Source organism: Neobacillus paridis (assembly GCF_016765675.1).
Taxonomy (GTDB): Bacteria; Bacillota; Bacilli; order Bacillales; family Cytobacillaceae; genus Neobacillus; species Neobacillus paridis.
Genome location: NZ_JAESWB010000161.1, coordinates 454 through 779, shown reverse-complemented (window position 1 = coordinate 779; position 326 = coordinate 454). Strand labels below are relative to the sequence as shown.

Annotated in this window: 1 protein-coding gene; it reads left to right on the top strand. The window is 60.4% G+C overall.

What is annotated here, in order from left to right; all coding sequences use genetic code 11:
• Positions 1–326: M48 metallopeptidase family protein (locus tag JK635_RS08505; protein ID WP_202653527.1), on the top strand; the 326-nt coding region annotated here is incomplete at both ends.

Here is a 326-nt window from a genome sequence, read left to right as displayed (position 1 = left end):
ATGAAATCGTCGCAGTACCCGGCGCAGGACTTGCGACGCCGCGCGCTGGCTTGGGCGGTCAAGCTGAAGGTGAATCCCCGCGTCGTTCGGGTGCAGGAGATGCGCAGGAAGTGGGGTTCCTGCTCATCGGCGGGAACCGTCACCTTGGCCACTGACTTGCTCGACCAGGATGAGCCTTTCCAGGATTACGTCATCGTTCATGAACTGCTTCACCTGCGTTACGCGAACCACGGGAGGATGTTCAAGGCGCTGATGAGCGCACATGTCCCGGGTTGGCGAACGATCGAGCAACGCCAGATAGGCGATGCAGATGGCGCATCCGTTGA